Annotated in this window: 23 protein-coding genes; 13 read left to right on the plus strand and 10 right to left on the minus strand. The window is 65.0% G+C overall.

Features of this window, described 5'->3' with window-relative positions; genetic code table 11:
* Nucleotides 1-171: 171 nt before the first annotated feature.
* Nucleotides 172-1,764: a BCCT family transporter gene (locus A0W70_RS02490; protein ID WP_070987998.1), complete on the minus strand. Its 1,593-nt coding sequence runs from the start codon at nt 1,762-1,764 to the stop codon at nt 172-174.
* 313 nt (nt 1,765-2,077) lie between these two features.
* Here A0W70_RS02490 and A0W70_RS02495 point away from each other — a divergent pair, with 313 nt between their 5' ends.
* Nucleotides 2,078-2,521 carry a hypothetical protein gene (locus A0W70_RS02495; protein ID WP_070988000.1) on the plus strand — a complete coding sequence of 148 codons (444 nt, stop codon included), beginning with the start codon at nt 2,078-2,080 and terminating at the stop codon, nt 2,519-2,521.
* A 135-nt stretch (nt 2,522-2,656) separates the two neighbouring features.
* Here A0W70_RS02495 and A0W70_RS02500 read toward each other — a convergent pair whose 3' ends face one another.
* On the minus strand, nt 2,657-4,051 hold the full coding sequence (locus A0W70_RS02500; RefSeq protein ID WP_070988002.1) for a bifunctional folylpolyglutamate synthase/dihydrofolate synthase: 1,395 nt from the start codon (nt 4,049-4,051) through the stop codon (nt 2,657-2,659).
* A gap of 5 nt (nt 4,052-4,056) precedes the next feature.
* Nucleotides 4,057-4,938 (minus strand): bifunctional methylenetetrahydrofolate dehydrogenase/methenyltetrahydrofolate cyclohydrolase FolD, encoded by an 882-nt coding sequence (folD, locus tag A0W70_RS02505; protein WP_070988004.1) that lies wholly within the window; start codon nt 4,936-4,938, stop codon nt 4,057-4,059.
* A gap of 303 nt (nt 4,939-5,241) precedes the next feature.
* Between folD and A0W70_RS02510 the strand changes: the two genes are divergently transcribed.
* Nucleotides 5,242-6,168, plus strand: coding sequence for an aminotransferase class IV (locus tag A0W70_RS02510; RefSeq protein WP_070988273.1), 927 nt, complete (start codon nt 5,242-5,244; stop codon nt 6,166-6,168).
* Entirely contained in the window at nt 6,165-6,908 is a 744-nt protein-coding gene (locus A0W70_RS02515) for a sulfotransferase-like domain-containing protein (RefSeq protein WP_070988006.1), read from the plus strand. The genes A0W70_RS02510 and A0W70_RS02515 overlap by 4 nt, the downstream gene beginning before the upstream one ends.
* A gap of 134 nt (nt 6,909-7,042) precedes the next feature.
* On the opposite strand, the gene A0W70_RS02520 is transcribed toward A0W70_RS02515, so the two are convergent.
* The 6 genes from A0W70_RS02520 to A0W70_RS02545 all read right to left on the minus strand — a co-directional run bounded on the left by A0W70_RS02520 (nt 7,043) and on the right by A0W70_RS02545 (nt 15,002).
* Nucleotides 7,043-7,576 carry a VOC family protein gene (locus tag A0W70_RS02520; RefSeq protein WP_070988274.1) on the minus strand — a complete coding sequence of 178 codons (534 nt, stop codon included), beginning with the start codon at nt 7,574-7,576 and terminating at the stop codon, nt 7,043-7,045.
* A gap of 101 nt (nt 7,577-7,677) precedes the next feature.
* Nucleotides 7,678-8,340 carry a sarcosine oxidase gene (locus A0W70_RS02525; protein ID WP_175443047.1) on the minus strand — a complete coding sequence of 221 codons (663 nt, stop codon included), beginning with the start codon at nt 8,338-8,340 and terminating at the stop codon, nt 7,678-7,680.
* Nucleotides 8,341-8,350: 10 nt separating this feature from the next.
* Nucleotides 8,351-11,233: a glycine cleavage T C-terminal barrel domain-containing protein gene (locus A0W70_RS02530; RefSeq protein WP_070988008.1), complete on the minus strand. Its 2,883-nt coding sequence runs from the start codon at nt 11,231-11,233 to the stop codon at nt 8,351-8,353.
* The gene (locus A0W70_RS02535; protein ID WP_070988011.1) at nt 11,230-11,523 is read right to left on the minus strand and encodes a sarcosine oxidase subunit delta; all 294 of its coding nucleotides are present in this window, start codon (nt 11,521-11,523) and stop codon (nt 11,230-11,232) included. Before A0W70_RS02535 ends, A0W70_RS02530 begins: the two co-directional genes overlap by 4 nt.
* Before the next feature lie 395 nt (nt 11,524-11,918).
* Nucleotides 11,919-13,160, minus strand: coding sequence for an FAD-dependent oxidoreductase (locus tag A0W70_RS02540; protein WP_070988276.1), 1,242 nt, complete (start codon nt 13,158-13,160; stop codon nt 11,919-11,921).
* 504 nt (nt 13,161-13,664) lie between these two features.
* The gene (locus A0W70_RS02545; protein WP_070988013.1) at nt 13,665-15,002 is read right to left on the minus strand and encodes an NAD(P)/FAD-dependent oxidoreductase; all 1,338 of its coding nucleotides are present in this window, start codon (nt 15,000-15,002) and stop codon (nt 13,665-13,667) included.
* A 148-nt stretch (nt 15,003-15,150) separates the two neighbouring features.
* Between A0W70_RS02545 and gcvA the strand changes: the two genes are divergently transcribed.
* The 6 genes from gcvA to A0W70_RS02575 all read left to right on the plus strand — a co-directional run bounded on the left by gcvA (nt 15,151) and on the right by A0W70_RS02575 (nt 20,727).
* Nucleotides 15,151-16,047, plus strand: a complete 897-nt coding sequence (gene gcvA, locus A0W70_RS02550; protein WP_070988015.1) for a transcriptional regulator GcvA — start codon at nt 15,151-15,153, stop codon at nt 16,045-16,047.
* Nucleotides 16,048-16,236: 189 nt separating this feature from the next.
* Nucleotides 16,237-16,899, plus strand: a complete 663-nt coding sequence (locus A0W70_RS02555; RefSeq protein ID WP_070988017.1) for an ABC transporter permease — start codon at nt 16,237-16,239, stop codon at nt 16,897-16,899.
* Complete coding sequence (locus A0W70_RS02560; RefSeq protein WP_070988019.1) at nt 16,896-18,023, plus strand: ABC transporter ATP-binding protein; 1,128 nt, start codon at nt 16,896-16,898, stop codon at nt 18,021-18,023. The genes A0W70_RS02555 and A0W70_RS02560 overlap by 4 nt, the downstream gene beginning before the upstream one ends.
* Nucleotides 18,024-18,025: 2 nt before the next feature.
* Nucleotides 18,026-18,787, plus strand: coding sequence for an ABC transporter permease (locus A0W70_RS02565; RefSeq protein WP_070988021.1), 762 nt, complete (start codon nt 18,026-18,028; stop codon nt 18,785-18,787).
* 24 nt (nt 18,788-18,811) lie between these two features.
* The gene (locus tag A0W70_RS02570) at nt 18,812-19,699 is read left to right on the plus strand and encodes a glycine betaine ABC transporter substrate-binding protein (RefSeq protein ID WP_070988023.1); all 888 of its coding nucleotides are present in this window, start codon (nt 18,812-18,814) and stop codon (nt 19,697-19,699) included.
* Between the two features lie 137 nt (nt 19,700-19,836).
* The gene (locus A0W70_RS02575; RefSeq protein ID WP_070988025.1) at nt 19,837-20,727 is read left to right on the plus strand and encodes a nitrilase-related carbon-nitrogen hydrolase; all 891 of its coding nucleotides are present in this window, start codon (nt 19,837-19,839) and stop codon (nt 20,725-20,727) included.
* A 71-nt stretch (nt 20,728-20,798) separates the two neighbouring features.
* On the opposite strand, the gene A0W70_RS02580 is transcribed toward A0W70_RS02575, so the two are convergent.
* A complete protein-coding gene (locus tag A0W70_RS02580) occupies nt 20,799-21,788 on the minus strand; it encodes a GlxA family transcriptional regulator (RefSeq protein ID WP_070988027.1) in 990 nt (329 codons plus the stop codon).
* A 234-nt stretch (nt 21,789-22,022) separates the two neighbouring features.
* Between A0W70_RS02580 and A0W70_RS02585 the strand changes: the two genes are divergently transcribed.
* The 4 genes from A0W70_RS02585 to A0W70_RS02600 all read left to right on the plus strand — a co-directional run bounded on the left by A0W70_RS02585 (nt 22,023) and on the right by A0W70_RS02600 (nt 25,470).
* A complete protein-coding gene (locus tag A0W70_RS02585; RefSeq protein ID WP_070988030.1) occupies nt 22,023-23,564 on the plus strand; it encodes a trimethylamine methyltransferase family protein in 1,542 nt (513 codons plus the stop codon).
* A gap of 255 nt (nt 23,565-23,819) precedes the next feature.
* Nucleotides 23,820-24,524, plus strand: a complete 705-nt coding sequence (locus A0W70_RS02590) for a corrinoid protein (RefSeq protein ID WP_070988032.1) — start codon at nt 23,820-23,822, stop codon at nt 24,522-24,524.
* A gap of 17 nt (nt 24,525-24,541) precedes the next feature.
* Nucleotides 24,542-25,177, plus strand: coding sequence for a DUF1638 domain-containing protein (locus A0W70_RS02595; RefSeq protein WP_070988034.1), 636 nt, complete (start codon nt 24,542-24,544; stop codon nt 25,175-25,177).
* The gene (locus tag A0W70_RS02600) at nt 25,162-25,470 is read left to right on the plus strand and encodes a virulence factor (RefSeq protein WP_070988036.1); all 309 of its coding nucleotides are present in this window, start codon (nt 25,162-25,164) and stop codon (nt 25,468-25,470) included. The genes A0W70_RS02595 and A0W70_RS02600 overlap by 16 nt, the downstream gene beginning before the upstream one ends.
* The last annotated feature ends 24 nt before the right edge of the window (nt 25,471-25,494 follow it).

Here is a 25,494-nt window from a genome sequence, read left to right on the forward strand (position 1 = left end):
GTGGCCAACCGGGAAGGCAATCGGCTGCGACACCGTGTGGTCTGATGCAGCTACCGATCGATCCGTTCATGGCCCCGCCACATGGAACCGACGGATAAGAAAAGGCCAACTGCCGCGCGCGGCAGTTGGCCCTAAGGTGAAACGGCCATCAAACGGCCGTCGTGCCAGGCGTCAGCCCGACGCCGCTTCCCGCTTCATGCGGGCGGCCATGTCGTTCGGCAGCGGGATCGTGTCCTGGCGGAATTGCCGGACAAGTCCCCAGCACATGAGTGCCAGGACCACCGAGAACGGTAGTCCGGAAGTCACCGACGCCGTCTGCAGCGCGGACAGCGGATTGCCGCTTGCGGCAAAGGCGCCCGCCACCAGCAGGATCGCCGCGACCGCGCCCTCGGTGATGGCCCAGAACATCCGCTGTTGCCAGATCGGATGCGGATCACCGCCGTTGGTAAGCATATCGACCACCAATGAGCCGGAGTCGGACGACGTGGCGAAGAACACCGCCACGACGACGATGGCGAGCAGCGACATCAGGGCCGCCAGGAAGCCCGGGAAGGGCAGCGCGTTGATCAGGTTGAACATCGCGTCGGTAGTCCCGGAGTTGGCCAGAGCCTCGTTGCCCTGATTGGTGATGTACCAGATCGCGCTGCCACCGAAAGTGGCGAACCAGACCATCGACGCGCCGACCGGCGCCAGCAGTGTGCCCAGGATGAACTGGCGGATGGTGCGGCCGCGCGAGATGCGGGCGATGAACATGCCAACGAACGGGGACCAGGCGATCCACCAGCCCCAGTAGAACAGGGTCCAGGCCGAAATCCAGTCCTGCCCGTCTCCGCTGAAGGCGAACGAGCGCAGGCTTGTGGCCGGCAGATGCTGCATGTAGTAGCCGACGCTCTGCACCAGATACTGGAGGATGAACAGTGTCGGTCCGAACACGAACACGACCACCGCAAGCAGGATCGCGCCGTACATGTTCCATACCGAGAGGCGGCGGATTCCTCCCTCGATCCCGAGCATCACGGACGTTACCGCGATCGCGGTAACGACGGCGATGATCAACACCTGCATCTGCCATGTATCGGCCAGGCCGAAGACCGAGTTCAACCCGGAACCGATCTGGCTTGCGCCGAGGCCGAGGGACGTAGCGAGGCCGAACAGCGTTCCGAACACGGCGAGAATATCGACGAGATTGCCGACCCAGCCATAGATGCCGCGACCGATCAGTGGATAGAAGGCGGACGCGGGGCGCAGGGGCAGATCGTGTCGGAAGCAGAAATATCCCATCGACATGCCGATGATGATGTAGATCGCCCACGGATGCAGGCCCCAGTGGAAGTAGGTCGTGTGCATCGCGAGCACCGCCGCCTCATCCGAGCCGGCCTCGGCCATGCCACCGGGCGGTGTGTTGAAGTGGAAGATCGGCTCGGCGACGCCGAAGAAGACCAGCCCGATTCCCATGCCGGCAGTGAACAGCATCGAGAACCAGGACCAGGTGTTCCACTCGGGCTTCTCGTCATCCTTGCCCAGCTTCAGGCGTCCGTACGGACTGAACAGGATAATGATGACGAAGATGAGGAAACCGAACACCGAAGCCAGATACCACCACCCCAGATAATTGGTGGTGAATGACATGATGGCACCAGCCGCATTACCCAGGTTGCCCGGAGCGATGATGCCCCAGAGCAGGAATGCAACGACCAGTGCAACCGATATCAGGAATACCGGCGGATTGGTGTGTTGCTGAAGGTAACTTCGGGAATCTGCCATGATACCTCCTCGCAGACCTCGGACCTCGGCCATTGCCGACGGATCCCGTGGGTTGATTGATCCCCGAGGTCGTTTCCGGATCGCCGCGCGAGCACGGCACTACGACCCCGGAAGCGAGTTTTCTCCTGTAAAATCATGAGTATAGGGAATACCCATGGGGCAGAGGGTTAATGATTGAGAAGCCGCGGTCAAGTTTTCTGGCTTGCAGACGGCGTCCGCCGGCCAACTGTTATCGGCCGCATACGGGGGCGTTTCCGACTCGGTCCGCGCGTCCTCGGGTGTCGCCGGCTGACGGAGTCCGGGGGCAAGTGCTATGGGGTGGTTGAGCGAACTGATGGCGCGGTTCCGGGGCGAAGGTCCCGGTGAACCCCCGGTCGATGCCAATACGCAGGTCGAATCCTGTATCCGCGATGAAATCGTTCCGGCCCTGCAAGCCGCTCGGGATCGTCTGGCGGAAGAGGGCTATGCCCCCGAACTCGAGACCGATGATGCGTGGGCCAGGCTGGCGGTGACGAATTTCAACGAGCTTCCGCTCGAATACCGGGTCCGTGGTCGGGTCTACAAAGAGTCGGTCGTGAATCTGGCATCGGTCGCCGGCTCCGGCGCCGAGGATACCCTGAGGCGCTACGGCCGCATCGAGATCTACTCCGGGGGGCGAACTCGCGAGTATCCGCCTAAGCGTTGCCGTCGAGCCGCCATCGAGCAGGCGGTGCTGAAGTACTTCCGCCGCTTCCTGTTGAACGCGCCCACCAGGTAACCCACAAGCGGCTCGCGCGGATTCGGAAACAGCACAACTACGGGTATGGACGCGCGTCGACCGCCGCCGGCAGTGGCCGGGCGCCTCGCCTGGCGTATGCCAGCGAGGTCGTACGGAGCGGGTTGAATTGCGTGCTCAGATGCCCTGGTGACGGCTCTCTGGCAGATCCGCATGGCGGGATGGATCCCGCGGAAAATGCGCGCGGACGGCCCCGGCCAGATACACCGACCCGGTGGCGAGGATGAGCGTTCCCTCGGGGACGTCCATGCACGCATGGGCCAGAGCCTCGTGGGGCGACTCGATGACCTCGACAGCGAACTGTCCCTGATGGGCGCGCACCTGCTCGGCGAGTGCCTCTGCGGGCAGTGACCAGTCCGGGTCGGCACGCGTGACCGTGACGGCTGCGGCTTCGGCCAGCAGCGGTGACAGGACCGCGTCGAGGTCCTTCCCGGCGGAACACGACAACAGCAGGTGCAGGCGCCGAGCGCCCAGCGTTGCGATCGTACGGGTCAGTGCCGAGGCGGAGGCTCCGGTATGTGCGCCATCGACGATGATCCATGGTCGCTCGGAGACCGTTTCCATGCGCCCAGGCAGGGGCGTGCGGGCCAGTACGGTGGCGATGTGGTTCATCTGCCCGCGAGCGACGAGCCCCAGCGCGTTCAACGACGCCAGCGCCAGCACCGCGTTGCCGGCCATGTGCGTCCCTGGCGCCGCCAGGGAGGCCTGCAGTTGCCAGCCCGCCCCAGCGGCGATCAGGCCGTCACGGTCGTAGTACCACTGTGCGAGATCGGTGCCGGCGGCGCCGGCGCCGGCGGGAGGTTGTGTGAGCTGTTCGACCCGCAGGAACGGGACCCCGGCCGCGTCGCTCTTCGAGGCCAGGATGGCGTCCAGTTCCGGGGCGAGCCGCGGTGCCACCAACGGGGCGCCGGGCTTGACGATGCCCGCCTTCTCGCGGGCGATATCGGTCAGGCGGTGACCGAGGCGGTCCATGTGTTCCCGTTCGATCCCGGTGATGATCGTGGCGGCCGGTTCGACGATATTGGTGGCGTCGGCGCGACCGCCAATGCCGCATTCGATCACGCACCAGTCGACGCGTTCCGCGGCGGCCAGCCACAGGCCGGCCACCGTCAGCGCCTCGAAGAATCCCGGGACGATGCCGCAGCGGTGGCTGGCGTCGCGGACCGCATGAAGGGCGCCAAGCGCGCGGTCCGGTGGCGCTTCCGCGCCGTTCAGTCGCAGGCGCTCGGTCCAGCGTTCGAGATGCGGAGACGTGAAGGTAAACGTACGCAGATCGAGCGCTTCGAGCAGGCTCTCTACGTAGAGCGCGGTCGAGCCTTTGCCTTTCGACCCCGCGATGTGGATGACGCGCAGCCCGCGCTGGGGATGGTCGAGTTCGGCCAGCAGGCCGCGTACCGCCGCGAGCGGATCATCGCCGCGTTCGGTGTGCGCCGTGGCGGCACGGGGCAGGGTGGCGAGCCAGGCCCAGCCGGCGGCGATCGCGTCCTCGCCGACCGGGCCTTTGGCGGTCATCGCGTTCAGCCCGCGGGGACCTCGACACCCCGCTGCAGGCAGGTCGCCTCGACGGTATTGTTGAGCAGGCAGGCGATGGTCATCGGCCCGACGCCGCCCGGCACTGGCGTGATGGCCCCGGCCACCTTTTCGGCGGACTCGAAATGGACGTCGCCGACCAGGCGGGTCTTGCCTTCATCGGTCGGGATCCGGTTGATGCCCACGTCGATCACGGTGGCGCCTTCCTTGAGCCAGTCACCCTGGATCATTTCCCTGCGGCCGACGGCGGCCACCACGATATCGGCGCGCTTCACCTCGCCCTGCAGGTCGTGCGTGCGCGAGTGCGCGATCTCGACCGTGCAGTTCTCGCGCAGCAGCAGCGCGGCCATCGGTTTGCCGACAATGTTGGAGCGGCCCACGATGACGGCGTGCTTCCCGGACAGGTCGCCCAGCTTGTCTTTCAGCAGCAGCGAGCATCCGAGCGGCGTGCACGGCACCAGCCCCGGAAGACCGGTCCACAGTCGCCCGACGTTGACCGTGTGGAAGCCGTCCACATCCTTGTCGGGATCGATCGCCGCAAGCACCTTTTCATCGTTGATGTGATCGGGCAGCGGCAGCTGCACGAGGATCCCGTTGACGCGCTCGTCGCGGTTCAGTTCATCGACCAGGTCGAGCAGTTCCTGCTCGGAGATCGATTCGTCGCGCTTGTACTCGAAAGATTCCATGCCCGCTTCGCGCGTCTGTTTGCCCTTGTTGCGGACATAGACCTCGCTGGCCGGGTTCTCGCCCACCAGCACGACGGCGAGCCCTGGCGTGATGCCGTGCTTTTCGCCGAGTGTGGCCACCTGGCGCCCCACGCGTTCGCGTAGACCGGCCGCGAAGGCCTTGCCGTCGATGATTTCCGCCATGCGTAGCTCCCCTCTGCATACTCTGGTTGGATGCGCGTCAGCGCGTCCGCGGACTGATCCCGACAGGGTATCGGAACGACAGTCCGGCGCTTGCCCGCTCGCGACGGTCATGTTGTCCGCCACGACGGTTCCGGCGCTCGGGCGAACGCTGTGCGCCGCACCGCCGCGCGGATCGGCGCAGTGTAACAATCGGGAATACCCGCCGGCATGGTCACTCGCGGGGCGCTGGTGTACGGCCAGGCGTTGCGCCGGGCGCGCGGGCGCACTACCGTGCGCGGGTCGCTTCTCCACCGGAGCCTGATAATGGAACGTGGCAGTCACGCCCACTCGCATGATCCCCGCAACGAAACGGTCGGCATCTACGTCAATGGCCGCATCCTCCCGCGCCCGGAGGCGACCGTCTCGGTGTTCGATTCCGGCTTCCTGCTCGGTGACGGTGTCTGGGAGGGCATTCGCCTGCACAACGGTCATCTGGTCCATATCGAGGCGCACATGGATCGTCTCTACGAGGGCGCGAAGGCGATCGATCTCGATATCGGCCTGACCCGGCAGGAGATGATCGAGGCGATCGAGGCGACCTGCCGCGCCAACGACATGGATACCGGCGTGCACATCCGCCTGGTGGTCTCCCGCGGCGAGAAATCGACGCCGTACCAGAGCCCGGCGGCGAATATCGGCGGGCCGACCATCGTGATCATTCCGGAGTGGAAGCAGCCCGATCCGGCCGTGCTGGAACGGGGCATGACCCTGTTCACGGTCCATGTCCACCGGGGTGCGCCCGATGTCCAGGACCCGATGTGGAACTCGCTGTCGAAACTCAACTGCATCGCCGCCTGCATCCAGGCGAACAAGGCCGGTGCCGACGAGGCGCTGATGCTCGACCCGCACGGCTTTGTCGCGACCTGCAATTCGACCCATTTCTTCGTCGTGCGCGGTGATGAGATCTGGACCTCGAGCGGCCGCTACTGCATCCACGGCATCACGCGCGCGACCGTGATCGAGCAGGCGCGGGCGAACGGCTATACCGTGCGCGAAAAGGACTTCTCGCTGACCGAGGTGTACGGCGCTGACGAGGCCTTCGTAACCGGTACGTTCGCCGGCCTGATCCCGGTCGGCTCCGTCGACGGACGCACGCTCGGGGACGGTGGCCGCGGGCCCATCACGAAGCATCTGCAGGAGGCCTACGCCGACTGGCTGGAACGCCGTTACCCCGCGGAGGTCCCGTCATGAGTGAACCCGTGCGTATCGCCATGTGGTCGGGACCGAGGAATATCTCCACGGCCATGCTGCGTTCGTTCGGCAATCGCCCGGACGCGTTCGTGACCGACGAGCCGCTGTACGCTTATTACCTGCAGGCAAGCGGCTCGCCGCATCCGATGCGCGATGAAGTGATCGCCTCGCAGCCGACGGACTGGCGCGCGGTCACCGACTGGCTCACCGGTCCGGTCCCCGGCGGCAAGGCCGTCTGGTACCAGAAGCATATGACCCATCATCTGCTCGATGAGGTCGGCCGGGAGTGGCTGGATGGCGTGAAGAACTGTTTCCTGTTGCGCGATCCGCGCGCGGTGCTCGCCTCATACGCCAAGAAGCGGGAGGAGCAGGTGCGGGTCGAGGATGTCGGTATGGTTCAGCAGGCGGCGATCTTCGATGAGGTCGTTGCCCGCAACGACGGCGAAGTCCCGCCGGTAATCGATGCCGCGGAGATACTGGGTGGTCCGGCCGCAGCGCTGTCGCTGCTGTGCGAGCGGGTCGGTATCCCGTTCGACGAACGCATGCTGTCGTGGCCGCCGGGGCGGCGTGAAACGGACGGGGTCTGGGCCCGTCACTGGTACGAGGCCGTCGAGGCCTCGACCGGTTTCCAGCCGTACCAGCCGCCACCGGAACGGTTGCCGGAAGCTCTCGAGGCGATCGCGCGGGAATGCCAGCCGGCGTATGAGCGGCTGCGGCGCCACGCGTTGATCCCCACGTGAGGCGCGCCGCGTCTAAGCATGATCGCGAGCAAGCCCGCTCCTGCAGGAACGATGTACCACAAGTGCCGGAACACAACTTGTAGGAGCGAGCTTGCTCGCGATTCAGGCGACGTGCGGATCAATCGCCAACTCTTTCAGGGAGCAGGTTCGCTTAGGAGATCCTCCAGATCCAGCGGATCGGTCCCCATGGCCAGATGGCCATCGGCATCGACCGGCCATTCGGCCGACGGTCGGTCACGGTAGAGTTCGACACCGTTCTGATCCGGATCACGCAGATACAGCGCCTCGCTGACGCCATGGTCGGCGGCGCCATCGAGCCGGATCCCGGCCGCGATGACACGGCGCAGCGCATCGGCCAGAGCGGGGCGGTCGGGGTACAGGATCGCCGTGTGGAACAGACCCGTACTGCCCGGCGGCGGCGCCGGGCCCCCGAGGCTTTCCCAGGTGTTCAGGCCGATGTGGTGGTGATAGTCGCCGGCGGCGATGAACGCGGCGCTGCTGCCCCAGCGTTGGCGGATCCCGAACCCGAGCACGCCGCAATAGAAATCGAGGGCGCGCTCGAGGTCGGCGACCTTCAGATGGACATGGCCGATCTCGGTGTCCGCCGCGACCGGCCGGTCGAGATCGACGGGGGTACCGCGAACGGTGGTACGGCGTTCGGTAGACATGACGGCTCCGGAGCGGGCATCCGGGCCCATCATGCCACGCCGTGGCCGTTGCGGAGCAGTGCCCCGTGGCGCTGCGCCGGCGAACCGGTCATACGCCGTATTCAGTCGAGTTCGTGAATCCCCAGCGGTCCCCCGCCAAATTCCTGCATCGCGTCGAGCAGCGCGTCCCAGAACCAGATCGCGGACGCGCTGTCGGCCAGCAGGTGGAAGCCGGGCGTGGCCCCGGCGATCTCTCGACAGACGATGGTGTTGAGGCGCGCGACCGAAGTCTGTGCGATCGCCCCGCGCGGGAAGGCACCTTCGCGCAGATCGACGCCGCACAGTTTCGCCATGCACTCGACCGCGGCCTCGCCGCGCAGCAGGAACCAGGCATGGGTATCGCGCCGTGGCATATGCCATGCGCCGTCGCCCGGGATCGATGATTCCAGTGTGCGCACGGTGTCACCGTCCCCGCGGGGAGAAGGCAGTACGAAAGCCTCGCGATTGCCGAGCCGCAGTACGAGGCCGCCGGATTCCGTGTGCGCCGCCTGGTTGTTCTCCCCGGGGACGGGCCAACCCTGTCCGCCCAGCCATTCCAGCGCGCCCGGCCCCTTGATACCGGTCCGCGGCATGGGTGAAAGATCCACCAGACCGAGCGGCGGTGCATCGTGGGGATAGCGCGCGGCCACGGTGGTGTCGACGACCTCGGTGAACTCCGCCCCGGCCTCGATCAGGCGCGGGTAGATGAAGCTGCGGCGATTGAAATGTTCCGGTGTGACGGCCATGGCCGATCCCTCACAGATTCTGGCGTTCATTGTCGGGGTCGAAGAACGGGGCCGCACAGACCTCGGCCTCGATCAGCGTGCCGCCGCTGCCCTTGATGGTGAACGGCGTGCCCGGTTCGGTGCGTTCGGGGTCCACGAATGCAAGGCCGATCGGACGCTCGAGCGTCGGCGACCAGGCGATCGAGGTTACGCGCCCGGTGATGCGATCCCCGTCGATCACGAGGTGGCATTCCTCGGGCAGGGGGTCGGCGTCCGCGGGCAACCGGAAACCGACCAGACGCCGCGTCAGGGGCTGCGATTCACGTGCCTTGAGCGCCGGAAAACCCACGAAGAAGGGCTTTTTGCGCTGCACGGCCCAGCCCATGGCCGCCTCTTCCGGATGGGTCAGATTATCGGTGTCCTGGCCGATAATGATGTGGCCCTTCTCGAGCCGCAGCACGCGCTGGGCCTCGACACCAAACGGCCGGATACCGTATTCGCGGCCGGCCTCGAACAGCCGGTCCCAGAGCGCCTCCGCGCAACCGGCCGGGCAATGGACCTCATAGCCGAGCTCGCCGACGAAACCGACCCGCAGGACCCGCACCGGGATATCCGCGAGGTGACCGCGACGGGCCTCGATATACGGGAAGGCCTCGGCCGAGAAGTCGATGTCGCTGTCCAGCTTCTCGATCACGGCACGGGCGTTCGGTCCGGCGATGTTGATGCCGGCCCACGCACCGGTGACGTTGGCGATATCCACGTCCAGGCGCCACTGGGCATTCCACCAGAGCATCCGGCGATAGACGCTGTCGACACCGCCGGTCGTGGCCGTGACGTAGAAGTGATCCTCGGCCCAGCGCGCGGAGACACCATCATCGACGATCGAACCGGTATCGTCGGTCATCAAGAGGTAGCGTGATCGGTTCACCGGCTGCTTGCGGTAGGCGAAGGTGTACATCCGGTTCATGAACTCGACCGCGTCGGGCCCGCGGACTTCAAGGCCGCCCAGCGTGGTGACGTCGATCATGCCGACGTTTTCGCGCACCGCCCGGACTTCCTCGCGCACGGAGGCCTTCCCGTCGCGGCCGTAATACGCGGGCCGCATCCATGCCCCGGCCACCATCATGGTCGCGCCGGCATCGACATGGCGTTGATGCATCGGCGTGTAACGGACCGGATCGAAGCCGCGGCCGGCCAGATGCCCGAAGCGCTCGGGGATCGCCGGCGGGCGATTGGTCGATGCCCGTGCACCCTCGACCGACTCGCCCAACTGGTCGGCCGTGATCCGGACCGCGTTCACCGCCGCGGTGCGGCCCTGACTGGGTCCCATCCCGACCGTGGAAAAGCGCTTGACCAGCTCGATCGAATCGAAACCTTCGCGCACGGCGTTACGCAGATCCGCGATCGTCAGGTCCTCGTCGAAATCGACGAATTCCTTGCCTTTGGGGTGCGCGAAAATCGGCCACGGGTCGTTGCCCGGCCCGTCGCGTTCCGTGGGTACGGGCAGCGCGGCCGGTTCGCCCGCGGCGGCCGCGCGGCCCGCCGTCTCGCCTTCCGCCTGGGCGGTGTAAAGCGAACAGGGGCCCGCAACGGAACCGGCGACATGCATGCCGGGCGGGAGTTCGCGCACGGTCAGGCCATGCGTTTCCTCGCTGTAGCTCACATCGCCGCCGGCATGGGCGATGAGCGAGATCGCCGGCGTCGCGCCGACATCGACCGTGACCAGGTCGCAATCGATGTCGGTGCCCGGCGCCCCGGCACGCTCCGCCTGACTGCGACGGGTGATGCGCAGGCCGGCAACGTGCTGGTCGCGCTCGACCGCGTGGACGATGCCACTGCCCGGGTGGATCGGAATCCCGCGTTCGCGGACCGCGTCGTTCCGCGGGTCCGCGCCGGGACGTTCGCGGAGATCCACCACGGCTGCGACCTCGACCCCGGCGTCGGCCAGATCGAGGGCAACGCCATAGCCATCGCCGTTCGCGGTCACGCAGACGGCACGCTGCCCGGGCTTCACGCCGTACAGCCGCATCAGCCGTTGGACCCCGGAACCGGTCGTGATGCCCGGCAGGTCGTTGTAGCGGAATACCGCCGGCTGACCGATCGAGCCGGTGGCGACGATCACGCGCCCGGCGCGCAGTTTGGTCATCCGGTTGCCATGGATCAGCGCGAGCAGGTTGTCGCCGAAGCGACCGGTGCATTGAGTTTCGCAATAGATGCGGATGTGCTCATGCCGCTCCGCGCGCTCGACGAGCTCCGCGCGCAGCGACGAACCGGACGCACCATCCGCATCGAAGCGATGGTAGTTGAGCCCGCCGCCGATAATCGGTTCGCGTTCGATCAGCACGGTGTCGGCGCCCGAGTCCGCGGCGGCGAGCGCTGCCGAGAGACCCGCCACACCGGATCCCACCACGGCGACATCGCAGAACGCATACTGCTTGTCGCGATAGCAATGGGCCGTGTTGGTGTTGACGCTGCCCAGTCCCGCCGCGCGGCGGATGAATTTCTCCCAGTAATCCCAGATGCCGCGCGGACGGTAAAACGCCCGATAGTAGAAGCCGACAAAGAAGAAGCGCGAGAACTTCTCCATGAAGCGGGCGCGGTCGCTCTTGAGGCTGCCGCTGTAATGCTGGCCTCGGACGGTCAGTCCATCCGTGGCTGCAATATGCTCGGCCGGGCAGTTCGGTTCCTCCGGCAGCTGCACCAGGCAGTTGGCGTCATCGCCGACCAGGGTGAATGGACCGCGGGGGCGGTGATACTTGAACGATCGGCCCTGCAGCCAGGTACCGCGGCCGAGCAGCGCCGAGCTGACACTGTCGCCGGCATATCCGCCGACGCGCTCGCCTTCGAACGTAAACGTGACCGGCTGCTCGCGATCGAGCAGTGATCCCCATGGAGCGGGCAGGCGTTCATTCATTGCGAAGTACTCTCACTGCTGAAATCGACCCGCTCCCGGAAAATCTCTTCCGGCGGGTAGGTGCGGAGCACGACGTCGCGCACGTTGTCGCGCTCCGCGATAAACCAGTAGCTCGACGGCGCATGAAACCACCATTCACGCACGACGCCGGCGGTGTTGTCCTCCATGAACACCCAGTCGGCCCAGGCCTTCGGATCGGCGTCATGCGCCGGCGTCGGCGTGACCTCGCCGCCATAGACGAACTCGCCGACATTCCGCCAGCCGTTCAATGGACAATGCATCAGTTTCATCGGGACGCTCCCGTCGTGAATTCGGGGACCACGAATGAACACGAATGAACACGAATATGTGTTTGAGGAGAGCGGAGGTCAGTGGAGCTGCGCTGATGCTCCGTGCGCCGCTGCAGGCCTTTCGCTGAAACTACAAAATGGACAAAAGATGAACACAAAATACTTCTCGGGTAGCGAGATCCACCGAGTTCGATTTGAGTGATCAATACGCTCGTCTTTGCGCACCGCCGTACACGGGGCGCAGGAACCCATTTTGTGTCCATTTTGTGTTCATTTTGTGGTTCATTAACACGCAGAGAGTCACGGTATGCGGCTTCAGCATCGCTCCCTGGCCGCTCCGGCCGTCCCGGGACCCATTCGTGTGCATTCGTGTTCATTCGTGGTTCACAAACAGTTCAGTGCCCGACCGAAGCCGCACCGCGTTCGCCGACCTGGTCGAAGGTGTCGAAGCGCTCGTAGCGGAAGGGCTTGAGGATGTCGGGTGTGGTGCCTTTGGCGACCGTCTCGGCCATGCGATAGCCGCAGACCGGTGTGGCCTTGAAGCCCCAGGTGCCCCAGCCGGCATCGATGTAATAGTTGCGCAGCGGCGTCTCGCCCATGACCGGTGAGAAATCCGGGGTCATGTCCGTCATGCCGCCCCACTGGCGGTTGAGCCGCACCTCCCCGAGGAACGGGAACAGCTCCATGACGTGCGCCATCAGGCTTTCCTTGAAATCCAGCGTGGAGCGGGTCATGTAGCCGGGCACCGGGTCGCTCGAGCCGCCCATCACCAGTTCGCCGCGGCCGGTCTGCCAGATGTACGTGTGCAGCGTGCCGGAGACGATGATGGGATCGAGGAAGGGCATCATCGGGATCGACACGCAGGCCTGCAGCGGCACGGTGTGGATCGGCAGGCGCAGGCCGGCCATCGCGCCCACCTGACTGGAAGCCCCGGCAACCGCCTGCAGGACGCGCCCGCAGCGGATTTTCCCGCGCGTGGTCTCGACCTCGGTCACGCGGTCGCCCTCGGTCCGGAAACCGGTTACCTCGGTATGCTGATGGATCTCGACGCCGCGCTTGGCCGCGCCGTGGGCGTAGCCCCAGGCGACGGCGTCGTGGCGTGCGGTCGAGCCGGGCGGATGATAGAGCGCGCCCAGCACCGGCCAGCGTGCCTCTTCTGATAGATTGAGGTGCGGGCACAGGCGCCGGATGTCCTCGGGGTCGATCAATTCCGAGTCGACGCCCATGTGCTTGTTGACCTCGGCGCGCCAGCGCATCGTGCGCAGCGTGGAATCGGCGTGCGCGAGGGTCAGATGCCCCCGATGGGAGAACTGGATGTTGAAGTCGAATTCGTTCGACAGCCCTTCCCACAGTTTCATCGACTCGTCGTAGAAACGCACGCCCTCGGGCGTGAGGTAGTTCGACCGGACGATGGCCGTGTTGCGCGCGGTGTTGCCGCCGGCGAGATAGCCCTTGTCGAGCACGGCGATGTCCGTGATGCCGTATTCCTTCGCCAGATAATAGGCCGTTGCCAGCCCGTGGCCGCCCGCGCCGATGATCACGACGTCATAGCTCGACTTGAGCTCGGGCCGCGGCGGCAGCACCGGCTGCGGCTTGTAGTTGCGGCGCAGACCCTGTTTCAGCAGGCCAAGTGCCATGATCGACTCCTCGAATTCGCGACGACCGCGCCTCGCGCGGCCCCCCATGATGCCTTACCGGCGCAATGACGCCAGTCAGCGTCCCTTATAACCCCATAAACCCCGCTGCTCGATTTCCGCAGCAATGTTTTTGGAACCACGAATGAACACGAATGGACACGAATGGCTTTCGGGGGGGGCGCCAATGCTCCGGGGAGCTGCGCTGATGGCGAGTCACCGTGTGTGATGTCTGCTGATGAACCTCGAAATGGACACAAGATGAACTCAAAATGGGCCAGTTCCTGTTTTGATGTCCCGTACTGAATAAACGGGTCGAATCGGTCGTATTCGCTCCGAGCCTTCTCATCCTTCGGATCTATCTTGTGTCCATTTCGTGGTTGCAATCAAAGCGCACAGGTACTGAACGCCGTGTAAGCGACGCTCCCGGGACATAGGGGCTCCCCGGATACCATTCGTGTGAATTCGTGTTCATTCGTGGTTCTTCCGTTCCTGGTTTTACCCACCTTAACTCCAGGGAAACGGACTGTGCGATGTCGGGTGCAGTTCGCCTTTGGCGTAGCGGCCGAAGCGAAACGGCTGCAGCAGGCGGCTGTCTTCGCCCATGATCTCGCGGGCGACGAGGGCACCGACGCCGATCATCTTGTAACCGTGGTTCGAATCGGCGATGAAGTAGCAGTTCTGCCGGAAGACGTCGAACACGGGGAAATTGTCCGGTGTGAAGCAGCCGATGCCGCCCGACGGCTCGCGCTTGTACTGGCCGAGCGTACCGGAGAAACGCCCCTGGCAGAACGCCAGCGCCGATACCCACATGTGGGCGAATTCGGGGCCCATCACGAAGTCCGGGGACTCGGTGCCGTAGGGGTCAACGTGAACCCGATCGGGGTCCTGCTCGATCTTGACGGGAGCGGCCCCGCCCTGGACACCGCCGAAGTTGAAGTCGGGTTTGTAGTAAATGCCCCACATCCTGTCGGTGATCAGGGAGCCGTCCTCGTCGGAGTACAGCGGCTGGTCGCTGTCGACGTGGATCACCGGTGGCATCTCGCCGGCGTTGGTCTTGAGGGTCTCCGGATCGACGCCCAGGGTGCCCTCCTGGAGGCTCCAGTACGTCCACATGCGGACGTTGTCGTGGTCCTGACCGTCCTTGCCGTGGATGGTGATGTGCGAGGGCAGTTCGAGCATGTCCCAGAAGTGTTTGATCCAGGGCCCGGTGCCCACCACGACATAGTCGGTTTCGATCGTACCCTTGTCCGTTTCCACCGCGGTGATCGACTCGCTGTCCGTTTGGAAGCCGGTTACGCGCACGCCGGTGATAATGCGTACACCTTCGGCCTCGGCCTTGCCGGCGAGGCCGTACATCGAGGCGGTGTTGTTGGCGTACCCGCCCTTCTTCTCGTGCAGTACCGAGGTCGTGCCCGGCGCCTTCCAGTCATCGAACAGGCCACGCATGTAGTCGTGTGAATCCTTTTCACCCTCGATGAATTCGGACGTATAGCCGATCTGCCGCTGCTGTTCGGCGATCGAGGCGACGTCCTCGTGCATGGATTCAGGGCTGATCTGCATGTAGCCGACCGGGTGGTAATGGAAGGCCGCGGGGTCGCTCTCCCAGACCTCGACACTGTGCGCCATCAATTCCCGCATGGCGGGCTGGAAGTAGTTGTTGCGGATGACCCCGCAGGCGATGCCGGAGGCACCGGCCGCAATCGAGGATTTATCGAGCACGACGATATCGCTGCCATCGCCGCGACCACGGGCGCGCAGTTCCCGCGCCAGATGCCAGGCGGTGCTGAGGCCATGTATGCCTGCGCCGATGATTACGTAGGGTGAGCGGGTCGGGAAACTCATGGGTGGTCTGTCCGTCGAATGTGCCAACGACACGCACCGTGCGCCGTGCCTCGCGGCTGCTCAAGCGATATAATTTCCATCTCAGATGAATGAAATTCATCCGGCTTTGGCGGGGCGATGCCCGTCCGCCGGCGCCGTGGAGCCTGTTATGTACCGGAAACTGCCGCCGATGGCCGCCCTGCGAGCATTCGAAGCAGCCGCGGAACTGATGAGTTTCAAGGCGGCGGCGGCGCAACTGCATCGCACGCCGTCGGCGATCAGTCATCAGATCCGGGGTCTGGAGGAGGAAATGGGCACGGCCCTGTTTCATCGCGAGCCGCACGGCCTGCGGCTTACCGATGCGGGCCGGGAGTATTTTCGGGCCGTCCACGAGGCCCTCGACGCGCTCGGTGAGGCGACCTCCCGGGTGCGCCAGGGGCATGGGGAGCGCACGGTCACCATCAGCCTGTTCCCGAGCTTCGCCGTGCGCTGGCTGATACCGCGACTGAACGATTTCCGTGAGCAGTATCCGGATTTCGAGATCGAACTGGTCAGTTCCGTCCGCAGGGTCGATTTCGACAGTGGTGTCATTGATGCGGCGATCCGGTTCGGCCAGGGCGACTGGGCGGGCCTGCGCTGCGATCCGCTGATGCTGGAGGAGCGTTTCCCCGTCTGCAGCCCGGCCCTGGCAGCCGGGCCGCCTGCGTTGCGCACGGTGTCGGACCTGTCCGCGACGATCCTTCTGCATAACGGCGCTCACCCCGGGGAATGGGGAGAGTGGCTCGCGGAAGCCGGTGTTACGGGGCTGCCGGCGGAACGGGGGCCGGTTTTCGACGCCTCCAACGAAGTCCTGGCGGCTGCCGCCAACGGTATGGGCGTGGCACTGGGACGCACCCCGTTGGTCGAGTCGGATCTGGCGGCGGGGCGGCTGGTGGAACCGTTCGCTCAGCGTATCCGCAGTCCAGGTCGGTACTGGCTTGTGGCGCCGACCGCGACCGCCGATCGGCCACCGCTGCAGGCGCTGCGCACCTGGTTGGCGGTACAGGGACAACGCGGCGCGTCGTGATCAGGAGATTTTGTGTCGGATTCGCGAGAACTTGTCGTGCGTGCGGCGGTATTCTTGGTGTATTGACCGGCAAGCCCCGGCGGAGCAGCTTGGCCGCCGCATTCACATCGACAAGACCGCAGGGGGACACGGCCTTGGCTCATCGGTTGTGCGTATCAGGCGGAATGGCCGGCGTGATCCGGGGCTGAGATGGAAACGCTCAGCTACGCCTTCTCCAATCTCGATCAGATCGCCGTGCTCACGGTCGAGCACATCTCGATCGTTGCCGTGGCCGTCGGGCTCGCGATCCTGACTGGTGTGCCCATCGGGATCGCGATCACACAGAACCAGCGCATCGCCGAGAATGTCCTCTACGTCGCGGCGATGGTCATGACCATCCCGTCCATCGCCCTGTTCGGCATCATGATCCCCATCCTGTCGGTGATCGGGCAGGGCATCGGCTACCTGCCGGCGGTGATCGCCGTGCTGCTGTACTCGCAGTTGCCGATCATCCGTAACACCTACACGGCCATCAACAACGTCGATCCAGCCCTGCGCGAGGCCGCGAAAGGCATGGGCATGACGCCGGTGCAGCGCCTGCGCGCGGTCGAGATACCCATCGCCGTGCCGGTCATCATGGCCGGTGTCCGGACCGCGGTGGTCCTGAATATCGGCGTGACCGCGATCGCCGTCTATATCGGCGCCGGCGGTCTCGGTGAACTGATCTCGCGTGGTATCTCGCAGACGGATCCACGCAAACTCGTCACGGGGGCGGTAGCGGTCAGCATCCTCGCCATCGCCGCGGACTACGCACTGCTGTGGCTGCAGAAGAAGCTGACGCCGCGCGGTCTGCAGATCCAGGGGGACACATGATCCGGCTCGAAGAACTGACCAAGACGTTCCAGACCGATCAGGGGACGGTGACGGCCGTCGATCATGTCTCGCTCGAGGTCCCGGAGGGCGAGATCTGCGTGCTGCTGGGGCCGTCCGGTTGCGGCAAGACGACCACCATGAAGATGATCAATCGCCTGATCACACCGACCTCGGGCAAGATCTACATCGACGGCAAGGATACGGACGAGTACGACCCGGTCGAACTGCGGCGCAATATCGGCTACGCCATCCAGCAGATCGGCCTGTTCCCGAACATGACCGTGGCCGAAAATATCTCGGTGGTCCCATCGCTGCTCGGGTGGGACAAAAAGAAATGCCGGGAGCGCGCGCGCGAGCTCCTGAACATGGTGGCGATGGATCCCGACGCGTTCATGGAGCGCTATCCGAACGAGCTTTCGGGCGGTCAGCAGCAGCGGATCGGCGTGATACGGGCGCTGGCAGCGGACGCCCCGGTGCTGCTCATGGATGAACCGTTCGGCGCGATCGACCCCATCAACCGCGAGGTGATCCAGGACGAGTTCCTGAAGATGCAGGAGGATATCCGCAAGACGATCATTTTCGTCAGCCACGATATCGACGAGGCGGTCAAGATGGGCGACCGGGTCGCCATCTTCCGCGAGGGCCGGCTGGAACAGTACTCGCCGCCCGATGAGTTGCTGGCGTATCCGGTGAACGAATTCATTGCCGACTTTGTCGGTGGCGACCGCACGCTGAAGCGTCTGCGGCTCGCAAGAATTTCCGATGTCATGCGCAGCGACGTGCAGACGCTGAAGCCGGGCGATCCGGTCGAGCGTGCGCAGGAGATCCTCGGGTCTTCGGGCCAAGAGGGTGTGCCCGTCGTGGATCGCGACGGGCATCCGCGCGGTTACATCAATCAGCGGATCGCCGAAGGGGAGTCCGGCAAGGCCGGTGATCTCGCCCGGCCACTGTCGTTCACTGTCCGGGCGCGGGATGATCTGCGCACGGCGGTGTCGAGCATGTTTACCCACAACGTCAGCTGGGTCGCCGTGCTCGACGACGGTGGCCACCTGATCGGCTATGTCAGTCAACAGGACATTACCGATCTGCTCGGCACTGTGCGCGGCGACACGAGGGCGGCCTGAGCATGGCGACCGCGAGCGCCACGCTGCGAGCGACCGCCCCCGGCTGGCGGACCGTGCGCAATGCGCTCATCGTCGGCATCTTTGCGGCGGGCGCGTGGGCACAGTCGTCGGGGCTGCTCGGCGACATCCTCTACCTGTGGCCCGATATCCGCTATCTCTCCCGGCAGCACCTGCTGCTGGTCGGCATCTCGTGGGGACTGGCTGTGGGGGTCGGTGTCCCGCTGGGCGTGCTGTTGACGCGTCCGTGGATGCGCCGCTACTCCGAGAGCGTGCTCCAGTTCGTGAACATCGGGCAGACGATCCCGACCCTCGCGGTGCTCGCGCTGGCGATGAGCGTACTCGGGATCGGATTCTGGCCATCGATCTTCGCGCTCTGGCTTTACTCGATGCTGCCGATCGTCCGCAACACCTATCAGGGGATCCTCGCGGTGCCGGCGCACCTGATGGAAGCGGCGGTCGGTATGGGCATGACGCGTCGCCAGATCCTGTGGCGCGTCGAATTGCCGAATGCGCTGTTCGTGATTTTCGCCGGGCTGCGCACTGCGCTCGCGATCAATGTCGGCACGGCGCCGCTGGCGTTCCTGATCGGCGGCGGTGGCCTGGGCGAGCTGATTTTCACGGGCATTGCGCTGGATCGCACGACCATGATGCTGGCGGGCGCCATTCCGACGGCGCTGCTGGCGGTGATTCTCGATTTCCTCATCGGCCAGCTGCAGTTCTGGCTGGTGCCCAAGGGCGTCAATCCGTTACGCCTCAACCGCTGATTACAACAGGCAGGGGACTACGACATGATTCGATATATGAAGAGGATATTGACCGGTTTTGCCGCATTTGCACTCTCGGTGTCCGCCGCCTCGGCGGAGATCACCGTGGGCGGCAAGAACTTCACCGAGCAGCTCCTGATGGCGGAGATGACCACGCAGTTGCTCGAGGCCAAGGGCTTCGACGTGAACAAGTCCGACGGTATGGGTTCGACCGTCCTGCGCAAGGCCCAGGTCAACGGCCAGGTGGATGTCTACTGGGAGTACACCGGCACCTCCCTGGTGACGTATAACAAGGCGTCGGCCGAAGGGCTCTCGCCTGAGCAGACCATCAACAAGGTCCGCAAGCTCGACAAGAAACAGGGGCTGACGTGGCTGAATTGTTCCGATGCGAACAATACCTACGCGCTGGCGGTCAAGGAGGGTGCCGATAACACCGGAGATATCAAGACCCTGAGTGACCTTGCGGCGGCCTATGGTGAAGGCCGGGAACTGATGATGGCGGTCAACGCCGAGTTCCCGCATCGTGAGGACGGCCTGATCGGGCTGGAAAAGGAATACGATTTCCGTGTGCCGCGTCCCATGCGTGCGCCGATGGACAGTGGCCTGACGTATTCGGCCCTGAACGAGGATGAGGCCGATATCGCGCTGGTGTTTGCGACCGATGGCCGGATCGAGGCTTTCGACTTCCGGCTGCTGGAAGACGACAAGGGTTTCTTCCCGAACTACGCGCTGTGCCCGGTCGTCCGCTCGGACACGCTGAAAGAGAACCCGAAGCTGCGGGGGCCACTGAATCGGCTCGCCTCGAAGCTCGATGACGCGACGATGCAGCGGCTGAACGCACGGGTCGATGTCGATAAAGTCGAAATCCGCAAGGTCGCGCGGGAGTTCCTGAAGGAGCAGGGGCTGATCTGAGCGAGCCCGATTGCCGACGAGCCCGCGGGGGCGTGCCGGACTGACCGGCACGCCCCCGCTTTTTTTCGCATCCCGCTCCCGCGGTATGATCCGCTCGGAGCGATTCGGCCGACGCGCGGCCCACGTCAGGAGAAAGCATGACCCGTCCACGTACCGTCAACGTCGCCGCCGCGCAGATCGAGAGCCAGCTCGGCGATCTGGACAGCAATCTCGACAAGCACCTCGCCGTGATCGACGAGGCCCGCGCGGCGGGGGTCGACGTACTGCTGTTTCCGGAGATGTCCCTCACCGGCCACGGGGCCGGCGGGGAGGTACTGCGGCTCGCCCTGGAACGCGATGACCCGCGTCTGCGCCGCCTCGCCGACGCGACCGGCGATATGGTCACGATCGTGGGGATCATGGAGGAGGGCCCGGCCGCACAGTTCTACAACACCGCGATCGCGTTGTGCGGTGGCAAGCAGGTCTTCCTGCATCGGAAGATCAATCTCGCCACCTACGGGCGGCTCGAGGACGGCAAGCACTTCGCGCAGGGCCGATACGTCGACACCTGGGAGCTCGGCGGACCATGGCGTGCTTCGGTCATGATCTGCGCCGACCTCTGGAACCCCGGACTGGTCAACCTGGTCGCCCTGCATGGCTGCACCATCCTGTTCGCGCCGATCAGCTCGGCCGTGGAAGCGGTGGGGGGCGAGTTCGACAATCCCGCCGGCTGGCATATGAATGTGCGCTTCTACGGCATGACCTACGGATTACCGCTGGTCATGGCCAATCGCGTCGGTCACGAAGGCGATCTCGATTTCTGGGGCGGTTCCTGCGTGGTCGATGCGTTCGGGCAAATCATCGCGCACAACGGGGAGCGCAGCGAATCGCTGGTGCAGGCGGAGCTTGATTACGAGCAGATCCGCCGCGCGCGTTACCTGCTGCCCACCGTGCGCGATTCCAACCTCGGTCTGGTCGTGCGCGAAGCCCAACGCCTGGACGGCATGATCGGCGTGCCCGCTTCGGTCCGCGACACGAGCCACACGTAGATCGCACTGCCCGGATCACGTTGCGCCGGCGACCCGTAGCCCGGATGCAGGCGAAGCCGGAATCCGGGGTGTCATTCGTGATGCTCTTCCACGCCGCGCCGCTCGTCGCCCGGTGTATGGCCGAAGTGTTCGCGATAGCAGGCCCCGAAATGGGACTGCGAGACGAAACCGGAGGCGAGCGCGACGTTGAGGAGCGACAGTCCCGTTTCCAGCAGCAGCACGCGCGCGTGCTCGATACGGATCTTCATGTAGTACTCGCTGGGCGTGCAGCCGCGGTGGAGCTGAAACAGGCGCTCGAGCTGGCGGCGGGAGATGCCGATGCGGGCGGCGAGGTCCGCGGTGGACAGGGGCTGTTCCACATTCAGCTGCATCAGGTCGATGGCCGTGGCCAGCTTCGGCGCCCGCGCGCGCAGACGCACCTGATCCGTCATCGGCTGGCGATCCGCCGGCGCGCGAATCCGGCCGTGCAGGAAATTGTTCGAGACCGCCGCGGCCAGGTCATCCCCATGGTCGTTCGCGATCAGATGGAGCATCAGGTCCATCGCGGCCGTTCCCCCCGCGCTCGTGTAGCGGCCGCGGTCGATTTCGAACAGGCCGCCGGTCACTTCGAGGTCGGGCCATGCCTCGCTCAGCGCCGGCAGATGCTCCCAATGCGTGGTGCAGCGGAAGCCGCCCAGCAGGCCCGCGCGCGCGAGTGCGAACGTCCCCGTACTCAGGGCGCCGATCCGCGTGCCGCCATGGGCCCGGTCGCGTAGCCACGCGAATGCGCGTGGATGTTCAAAACCCTGCGGGTCGAGGCCGCTGCAGACGAATACGATATCCAGCGTGGGCGCATTGCACATCGGTGCATCGGGTACGACGGGGATCCCGTTGCTTGCCTGCACCGGTTCGCCGTCCGGCGACAGCAGGTGCCACTCGTAGAGCGTCTTCCCGGAGACGAGATTGGCCGCGCGCAGGGGTTCGATGGCCGATGAGAACGCCATCATCGGGAAACCGGGGACCAGCAGCACACCGAGGCGCTGCAGTTGCGGGGTTTCGGAGTGTTCGTCGGTGATATCCATGGTCGTCGAGGATACCCAGGGGATGTCGCAGACGCGACAGAAAATATGTGCCCGTGATGGGGTTGCCCGCCTCGCAAAACGGCTCTGCGCGTGGTCGTGCAGTCGCGGTGGTGAGCCATAAAACGTCGAATGCGGGATAAATCCTCGGTGGCCCCTGTGGTTTTATGGGCTGCACGGGACCGCGCCTGCGGTCCGTTCCCGAGCCTTTACGAAGGTCAATCACTGGAGGACGCGATGACCCGCGAGCGACGTCGGCGGTCCGGTGGCCGTCGCCAGGCGGCCGATACGGTTCCACAGTTGCCCTGGCGCCATGTGGAGAACCATTTTCGGCCCATGGAGGTGCTCCGGCCCGAGCAACTCGATGCGGTTCATGACTATTCCATGCGGATCCTCGAGGAATTCGGCATCGAACTGATGAATGCCGAGGCACGCTCGATCCTGGAGGACGCTGGCGCCGAGGTCGATCATGATACTGGGGTGGTTCGCATGGATCGCGGGCTCGTCGAGGAGGCGATCGCCCGGGCGCCGTCAACTTTCACGCTCACGCCCCGTAACCGCGAACGCGCGCTCGACTTTGGTGGCCACAGCATCAATTTCACCACCGTAGGGGGACCACCGGCCGTTCACGACTGTGTGCGCGGCCGCCGCACCGGTAACCACGAGGACTACCGCGATCTACTGCGCCTGGCGCAGAGCCTGAATATTATCCACATGATCGGCAATCAGCCGACTTCCCCCCAGGATCTGCCGCCAACCACGCGCCACCTGGACACCTATCACTCCACGCTGACACTGACCGATCGGGTCTTCATGCTCACCGCGGTCGGGGAGCAGCGGGCCCTCGACGGGATCCGGATGTCGGCGATCGCCCGCGGCGAGACGCTGGAGCAGCTTGCGGACCATCCCGCCGCCATGACCATCATCAACGTCAACTCGCCGCGGCGGTTCGATGGCGCCCTCACTGACGGGTTGATGACGATGGCGCGTCACGGTCAGGCGGTGGCGATCACCCCGTTTACGCTCATGGGCGCCATGACGCCGGTCACGCTGGCCGCAGCACTGGCCCAGCAGAATGCCGAGGCCCTGTTCGGTGTGGCACTCACGCAGATCATTCGCCCGGGTGCGCCCGTGATGTACGGGTCTTTCACATCCAATGTGGACATGCGGACCGGCGCCCCGGCGTTTGGTACCCCGGAGAACACGAAGGCGAACATCGCCAGCGGTCAACTCGCGCGCCGTTATGGCCTGCCGTATCGCACCACCAACGCCAACGCCAGCAATGTCGTCGACGCGCAGGCGGCGTATGAGACGGAGATGGCGCTCTGGGGCGCCGTGATGGGCGGCGCCAATCTCGTCTATCACGCGGCTGGTTGGCTCGAGGGGGGGCTGACGGCGTCGTTCGAGAAGATGGTCCTCGATGCGGAGCTGCTGCAGTCGATGGCCGAGACGCTCACGCCCCTGGACGTTGACGAGGAAAGTTTCGGTCTCGAGGCGATGTCCGAGGTCGGCCCGGGTGGACATTTCTTCGGGACGGACCACACGATGGCGCGCTACCGCACAGCGTTCTACCAGCCGATGCTCTCAGACTGGCAGAATCACGATGCGTGGGAGAGCGCGGGCGCGCGCGACGCCACGCAACGGGCGACCGACATCTGGCAGCAACTGCTGGCCGCGTACGAGGAGCCGGCGATGGAGCCCGCCGTCAGCGAGGAGCTCGAGGCCTATGTGGCCCATCGGCGTGAGGAAATCGAGCGGGACGGGCTGGGCAGCGAGTGAATCGATTTACCACGCTTGATGTATGCATTGTGTATACATACGCTGGTGTCGGTTGCTCGCGCGCCTGAACGGGCGACGGCCAAGGCCTTGATTCGCCGATTTTTCGGCGTTCATGCTGGTGTCGTTGTCAGGTAACGTCGCGTCGCCGGGACGTCAGCAGGCGCCCCGGGCGCGGCATACGCTTGCGGGTTGAAGCGGGGCTGTTGCAGTACCCGGCCGCAGGGCACAAACCACAATGACCGAGAGGGTAGTCCGATGACCGACGCGCAAGACGATGGCGAAATTGATCTCCGGTCGCTTTCGGATGATGAGCTCGTCGAGCAGATGCACGACGATCTCTACGATGGTCTGCAGGAAGAAGTGGTCGAGGGTACCAACATCCTGCTCGAGCGTGGCTGGGGGCCGTCCAAGGTCCTGAACGAGGCCCTCGTGGCCGGGATGACGATCGTCGGGGTGGATTTCCGTGACGGCATCCTGTTCGTGCCCGAGGTGCTGATGGCCGCCAATTCCATGAAGGGCGGCATGGAAGTCCTGCGCCCGCTGCTCGCCGAGACGGGAGCCCCGTCGATGGGCAAGGCCGTGATCGGCACCGTGAAGGGCGACATCCACGACATCGGCAAGAATCTCGTCGCCATGATGTGGGAAGGCGCCGGCTTCGAGGTGATCGACATCGGCATCAACAAGCCGGTCGAGGAATTCATCGATGCGCTGGACCAGCACAAGCCGGACATCCTCGGCATGTCGGCGCTGCTGACCACCACCATGCCCTACATGAAGGTGGTCATCGATGAGATGACCGAGCGCGGTATCCGCAACGACTATATCGTCCTGGTGGGCGGCGCGCCCCTGAACGAGGAATTCGGGGAGGCGATCGGTGCCGATGCGTACTGCCGTGATGCCGCGGTTGCCGTCGAGACCGCCAAGGAAAAGATCAAGGAGCGCCGCAGCGCCGCTGGTTGAGACGGCGGAGGCGCGTTATGTCGACGGCACCGCAAACGCTCATCATCGCATGCGGTGCCCTGTCGCACGAGATCGTGGCGCTGATCCGGGCCAACGGCTGGGATAATTTCCGCGTTCAGTGTCTGCCGGCAGAGTTGCACAACCGCCCCGGAGAAATTCCCGGGGCGGTCAGGGAGAAAATCCGGGCTCTGCGCGACGGCTATGACCACGTGTTCGTGGCTTATGCCGATTGCGGTACGGGCGGGCGGCTGGATGCGGTCCTCGCCGAGGAGGGCATCGAGCGACTCCCCGGTGCTCACTGCTACGAATTCTTCGCCGGTGGCGCGGTTTTCAGTGCGTTGGCCGAGGAAGAGCCTGGCACTTTCTACCTGACCGATTTCCTGGCGCGGCACTTCGATCGCCTGATCATCCGCGGGATGGGGCTTGATCGTCACCCGCAGCTGCAGTCGATGCTTTTCGGCAACTATCGGCGCCTGGTGTATCTGGCGCAGACGGAAGACGCCGACCTCGAGCGGCGCGCGCGGGAGGCGGCTGAACGCCTCGGCCTCGCGTACGAATATCGCCATACGGGGTATGGTGAGCTCGGGGGAAGCCTTGCCGGGTTCCGGCGCCGTACGATGGAAGAGAAGGAAGTGCAATGGCGGCCAAACTGATTACCGTGTACTGGCGCGATATCCCCGCGCAGGTGATCGCGAAGAAGGGGCGGGAATCGGCCAAGGTAATGCTTTCGGCCCGTTTCCAGGAGGCGATCGACCGCGCGGCGATGCGGGCCGGCAAGGGCGGATCCGATGCCTATATGTCCGAGTGGCGGCGCGATCCCCAGGAGTGCGGCGATGACCTCCAGGGAGAGGTGGATGCAGCGGCAGACCGGATCGAAAAGGCCTGGTCGGACGATGATCTGGACGCGATCACCCGCAATCGGGGGCACGCCCACGCACAGGAATAAAGAACCGTGGCCGCCATGAAGGCG

The organism is Halofilum ochraceum, from assembly GCF_001614315.2.
In the GTDB taxonomy this organism is placed as follows: Bacteria; Pseudomonadota; Gammaproteobacteria; order XJ16; family Halofilaceae; genus Halofilum; species Halofilum ochraceum.

What these genes read in the sequence shown, in the direction of transcription:
- A0W70_RS02555 (WP_070988017.1), top strand. Translation starts at nt 16,237, where the DNA reads ATGGAAACGCTCAGCTACGCCTTCTCCAATCTCGATCAGATCGCCGTG.
- A0W70_RS02545 (WP_070988013.1), bottom strand. Translation starts at nt 15,002, where the DNA reads ATGAGTTTCCCGACCCGCTCACCCTACGTAATCATCGGCGCAGGCATA.
- A0W70_RS02580 (WP_070988027.1), bottom strand. Translation starts at nt 21,788, where the DNA reads ATGGATATCACCGACGAACACTCCGAAACCCCGCAACTGCAGCGCCTC.
- A0W70_RS02585 (WP_070988030.1), top strand. Translation starts at nt 22,023, where the DNA reads ATGACCCGCGAGCGACGTCGGCGGTCCGGTGGCCGTCGCCAGGCGGCC.
- A0W70_RS02600 (WP_070988036.1), top strand. Translation starts at nt 25,162, where the DNA reads ATGGCGGCCAAACTGATTACCGTGTACTGGCGCGATATCCCCGCGCAG.
- gcvA (WP_070988015.1), top strand. Translation starts at nt 15,151, where the DNA reads ATGTACCGGAAACTGCCGCCGATGGCCGCCCTGCGAGCATTCGAAGCA.
- A0W70_RS02535 (WP_070988011.1), bottom strand. Translation starts at nt 11,523, where the DNA reads ATGAAACTGATGCATTGTCCATTGAACGGCTGGCGGAATGTCGGCGAG.
- A0W70_RS02495 (WP_070988000.1), top strand. Translation starts at nt 2,078, where the DNA reads ATGGGGTGGTTGAGCGAACTGATGGCGCGGTTCCGGGGCGAAGGTCCC.
- A0W70_RS02575 (WP_070988025.1), top strand. Translation starts at nt 19,837, where the DNA reads ATGACCCGTCCACGTACCGTCAACGTCGCCGCCGCGCAGATCGAGAGC.
- A0W70_RS02595 (WP_070988034.1), top strand. Translation starts at nt 24,542, where the DNA reads ATGTCGACGGCACCGCAAACGCTCATCATCGCATGCGGTGCCCTGTCG.
- A0W70_RS02530 (WP_070988008.1), bottom strand. Translation starts at nt 11,233, where the DNA reads ATGAATGAACGCCTGCCCGCTCCATGGGGATCACTGCTCGATCGCGAG.
- A0W70_RS02525 (WP_175443047.1), bottom strand. Translation starts at nt 8,340, where the DNA reads ATGGCCGTCACACCGGAACATTTCAATCGCCGCAGCTTCATCTACCCG.
- A0W70_RS02510 (WP_070988273.1), top strand. Translation starts at nt 5,242, where the DNA reads ATGGAACGTGGCAGTCACGCCCACTCGCATGATCCCCGCAACGAAACG.
- A0W70_RS02500 (WP_070988002.1), bottom strand. Translation starts at nt 4,051, where the DNA reads ATGACCGCCAAAGGCCCGGTCGGCGAGGACGCGATCGCCGCCGGCTGG.
- A0W70_RS02560 (WP_070988019.1), top strand. Translation starts at nt 16,896, where the DNA reads ATGATCCGGCTCGAAGAACTGACCAAGACGTTCCAGACCGATCAGGGG.
- A0W70_RS02570 (WP_070988023.1), top strand. Translation starts at nt 18,812, where the DNA reads ATGATTCGATATATGAAGAGGATATTGACCGGTTTTGCCGCATTTGCA.
- A0W70_RS02515 (WP_070988006.1), top strand. Translation starts at nt 6,165, where the DNA reads ATGAGTGAACCCGTGCGTATCGCCATGTGGTCGGGACCGAGGAATATC.
- A0W70_RS02520 (WP_070988274.1), bottom strand. Translation starts at nt 7,576, where the DNA reads ATGTCTACCGAACGCCGTACCACCGTTCGCGGTACCCCCGTCGATCTC.
- A0W70_RS02490 (WP_070987998.1), bottom strand. Translation starts at nt 1,764, where the DNA reads ATGGCAGATTCCCGAAGTTACCTTCAGCAACACACCAATCCGCCGGTA.
- A0W70_RS02540 (WP_070988276.1), bottom strand. Translation starts at nt 13,160, where the DNA reads ATGGCACTTGGCCTGCTGAAACAGGGTCTGCGCCGCAACTACAAGCCG.
- A0W70_RS02565 (WP_070988021.1), top strand. Translation starts at nt 18,026, where the DNA reads ATGGCGACCGCGAGCGCCACGCTGCGAGCGACCGCCCCCGGCTGGCGG.
- A0W70_RS02590 (WP_070988032.1), top strand. Translation starts at nt 23,820, where the DNA reads ATGACCGACGCGCAAGACGATGGCGAAATTGATCTCCGGTCGCTTTCG.
- folD (WP_070988004.1), bottom strand. Translation starts at nt 4,938, where the DNA reads ATGGCGGAAATCATCGACGGCAAGGCCTTCGCGGCCGGTCTACGCGAA.